Annotated in this window: 3 protein-coding genes; all 3 read right to left on the bottom strand. The window is 48.3% G+C overall.

Annotated features, from left to right (window positions below; genetic code table 11):
* Nucleotides 1-750: hypothetical protein (locus Q0X25_RS08170; RefSeq protein WP_298581110.1), on the bottom strand; the 750-nt coding region annotated here is incomplete at its 3' end.
* A 377-nt stretch (nucleotides 751-1,127) separates the two neighbouring features.
* Nucleotides 1,128-1,673, bottom strand: a complete 546-nt coding sequence (gene rbr / locus Q0X25_RS08165) for a rubrerythrin (RefSeq protein WP_298581108.1) — start codon at nucleotides 1,671-1,673, stop codon at nucleotides 1,128-1,130.
* Between the two features lie 33 nt (nucleotides 1,674-1,706).
* Nucleotides 1,707-2,720: an adenine glycosylase gene (locus Q0X25_RS08160; RefSeq protein WP_298581105.1), complete on the bottom strand. Its 1,014-nt coding sequence runs from the start codon at nucleotides 2,718-2,720 to the stop codon at nucleotides 1,707-1,709.
* Nucleotides 2,721-3,057: the final 337 nt, after the last annotated feature.

Raw genomic sequence — 3,057 nt, 5'->3', positions numbered from 1 at the left:
AATCTTGGTAACGTCTAGGTTGGTGTCGATAGAGCTCAGTGTACGAGATGTATTGGAACCATTCGCAATAATCTGAGTAGCACCGGTAATCTGAATACCACCGTTATGAGCATCACCCAGATCTCCTGTCTCAAGGTCAAAGTCAAAAGGCTTGAATTCGCTCATCCACTTGAGATAGGCCTTCCAGTCTTCAGCGTCCGTCTTACCATCGCCATTAAAGTCAAAGATGATCTTGGTGCCAAGCTTGTCGGCAACATGCTTGGAAGCCTTGTCGATTACAGATTCAGGTTTTGTGGGTTCAGTGGGAGCTTGGGGCTGCTTTTTAAGAGTCTCGGGCTGCTTGGCTTCAGCATTAAGCTTGGAATCTGCCGCAGCAGCATTGCTCACCTCAGCCTCTGGTGACTTTTCACTTTCACTAGCCTGCTCTTCAACTTTGGGGGCTTCTTCGGCAGGAAGCTCAGAAGTTTCGCTCGGCGCAACAGTTATATCGTTGGCTACGACAGGCGTCTCCACAGTCACGGTGGCTGGATCGTCTTCCTTGACACTCGTCTCATGAGCATCACTGGCCACCGCAACAACAATGGCTTCGGGCTCCTTGAGAGGCTGAAGCTCGGTGGCATGTGCCGCAACAGGATGAGCCAACATAGCGGTGACTAGAGTCGCAACGATGCCAAAGAGCATCTTGCGCTTTGACCACGCGCTATGTGCAGCGCGTGCATCAAGAATGGCGAGCATTCTTCTTTGATTCATTTCTCCTCCTAGGGACAATAACTTAAGCTCAAACGAGCTTAATAATGAGAAATGGACTTAAGAATGAGTAAGCAGAGTCGGCTAATGGTATATCGATTTTTGTATAAATACTAAATTCTGCTCAGCGTTATGAACTATTTTAAAGATTGCAATGGATGTTTTTGAAAACCCATTTATAAATGACCAATACTTATAAATTTTATGAGTGGCAGTAGAAAATACTTTTACTAGCTCTTGCTCAGTCGCTTGCCAAAAATACAGCGCATCCCTATGTAATAAATGCTCTTTGCATGCAAAAGCCCACTTCCAAAAGAAGTGGGCTTATTAGCTCGAGTGCCACGGTGTCAAGCAGAGCAGAGTCTACTGTTTCCTACTGCTTAGTAGTTGACAACCTGCTCCTCGAAGTATGCCTGTGGGTGATTGCAGACGGGGCAGATCGCGGGGGCCTCAGCACCGACATGCAGGTGGCCACAGTTGAGACACTTCCAAACCTTGACACCAGGACGAGTGAAGACATCGCCCTTCTCAACGTGCTCAGCGAGCTTGCGGTAACGCTCCTCGTGAGCCTTCTCAACCGCACCAACCAAAGCAAACTTTGCTGCAATTTCAGCAAAGCCCTCTTCCTTGGCAGTAGCAGCAAAACCAACATACATGTCGGTCCACTCATAGTTCTCGCCATTAGCTGCATCATTAAGGTTGGTCAGGGTATCAGGCACATCACCATCATGAAGATACTTAAACCAGAGCTTTGCATGCTCCTTCTCGTTAACAGAAGTCTCAGCAAAGATATTGGAGATCTGAACGTAACCTTCCTTCTTTGCCTTGCTGGCATAGTACTCATACTTGGTGTGGGCCTGGGACTCACCTGCAAAAGCCGCCTCAAGGTTCTTCTTAGTCTGGGAATTCTCAAAATCGACTGCCATAAGGGCCTCTCCTCTCATGAAACAATTCAACTGTTAGACATGCCAACGCCCCTCGTCTAGATAGCAAAAGCCCTCCCCTTCAAGCTCTTGCAACAGACTCGTGACCTCGGTCACATCTAAGGAGAGTCTACCCGCTTTCTCCTCAAGTTTCGAGAGTTCTTTGGTAAGTAACGTAACATCCGCATCATTTCCGCCACGTGCCTTCAAAAGTAGCCTTATGAGAGCCGCTCTTTTCTGACGATGCGAGCCTTCAAAACGAGATTGCTTGACATGCGAACGTGACCTACGAGAAGGATTAGGAAGATTTGCTTTAAGAAATGCACCGTAATCAAGCAAGGCATAATACCAGCTACGAGGGTTATCAGCCTCATCAGTGCTTTCAGGAGGACAGGTCTGCTCAACAAGAGGAGCAATTTTCTTGTCGGGCACATCAAGCTCATGAGGAAAGAGTTCGTGAAGAAATACTGTCCTCACGTTTGTTTCAAGATATATGCCAGGAAGTCCCCATGCAAAAGCTCGAATACCTGCCGCCGTAGCAGGTCCCACACCTGGCAAGGCAAGCAAACCTTTAAGATCATAAGGAAACTTTCCACCTTGATGCACAATCATCTGCGCGGCTTTTTGTAGCGAAAGTGCCCGACGGTTGTAGCCCATCCCTTGCCATTCCTCAAGCACATCGGCAACAGATGCCACTGCAAGAGCTTCTACGTTAGGAAAGCGCTCAAGCCACTTTTGCCAGCGACCATCTACGCGTACCACCTGTGTCTGCTGCAGCATCACCTCACTGAGCCAGGTTGCATAGGGGTCACGTGTGCGCCGCCAGGGCAGGTCGCGGTAAAGCTCACGTCCTTTAGCAAGCACCTTTATACGAAATTCAGCAAGCTGCGCTGCGTCAAATTGTGCCACGCCTGTCGGAGGCGTAACATCTCTCGTCAAAGCCCAACGTACGCTGCACCTATCAGCACCATCCAACGCGCGATGCATATGAGGGCCATCTTGCCCGTTATTCAACGCTAAAGAAGGATTTGCGGTGGGTGGTTTGGGCATCTTTTATCTACTCCTGTCTTAAGGCAAAAAGAGCTTGGCATGTTGAGGAAACATCAGACACAGGCAGGCCCTTAAGCCTCCTTTGTTGTCTTATAAGCATATAAGAAAAGATATGTGGCTACGTATATGTCTTATCCATATCTCATTATGTTCCGATCTGGAGTTGGGTTAACTGGTGCGGTAAACCTTCTGAGTACCTGCTTTGCGTATACATGCAGCCAGAAGCCACACGTTATTTCACAGCACTCCTGGCCAGATGCCAAACGCCACGTTGCGTTTCATGCCATGTACCAAAAGCCACGTTCTACTTCACTTTTTTAGCCAAAAGCCACGTTTC

Source organism: uncultured Olegusella sp. (genome assembly GCF_947253395.1).
In the GTDB taxonomy this organism is placed as follows: Bacteria; Actinomycetota; Coriobacteriia; order Coriobacteriales; family Atopobiaceae; genus Olegusella.
Note: the sequence above shows the minus strand (reverse complement) of the source record. Positions and strands in the feature narration are given on the sequence as shown.

What these genes read in the sequence shown, in the direction of transcription:
- rbr (WP_298581108.1), bottom strand. Translation starts at nt 1,673, where the DNA reads ATGGCAGTCGATTTTGAGAATTCCCAGACTAAGAAGAACCTTGAGGCG.
- Q0X25_RS08160 (WP_298581105.1), bottom strand. Translation starts at nt 2,720, where the DNA reads ATGCCCAAACCACCCACCGCAAATCCTTCTTTAGCGTTGAATAACGGG.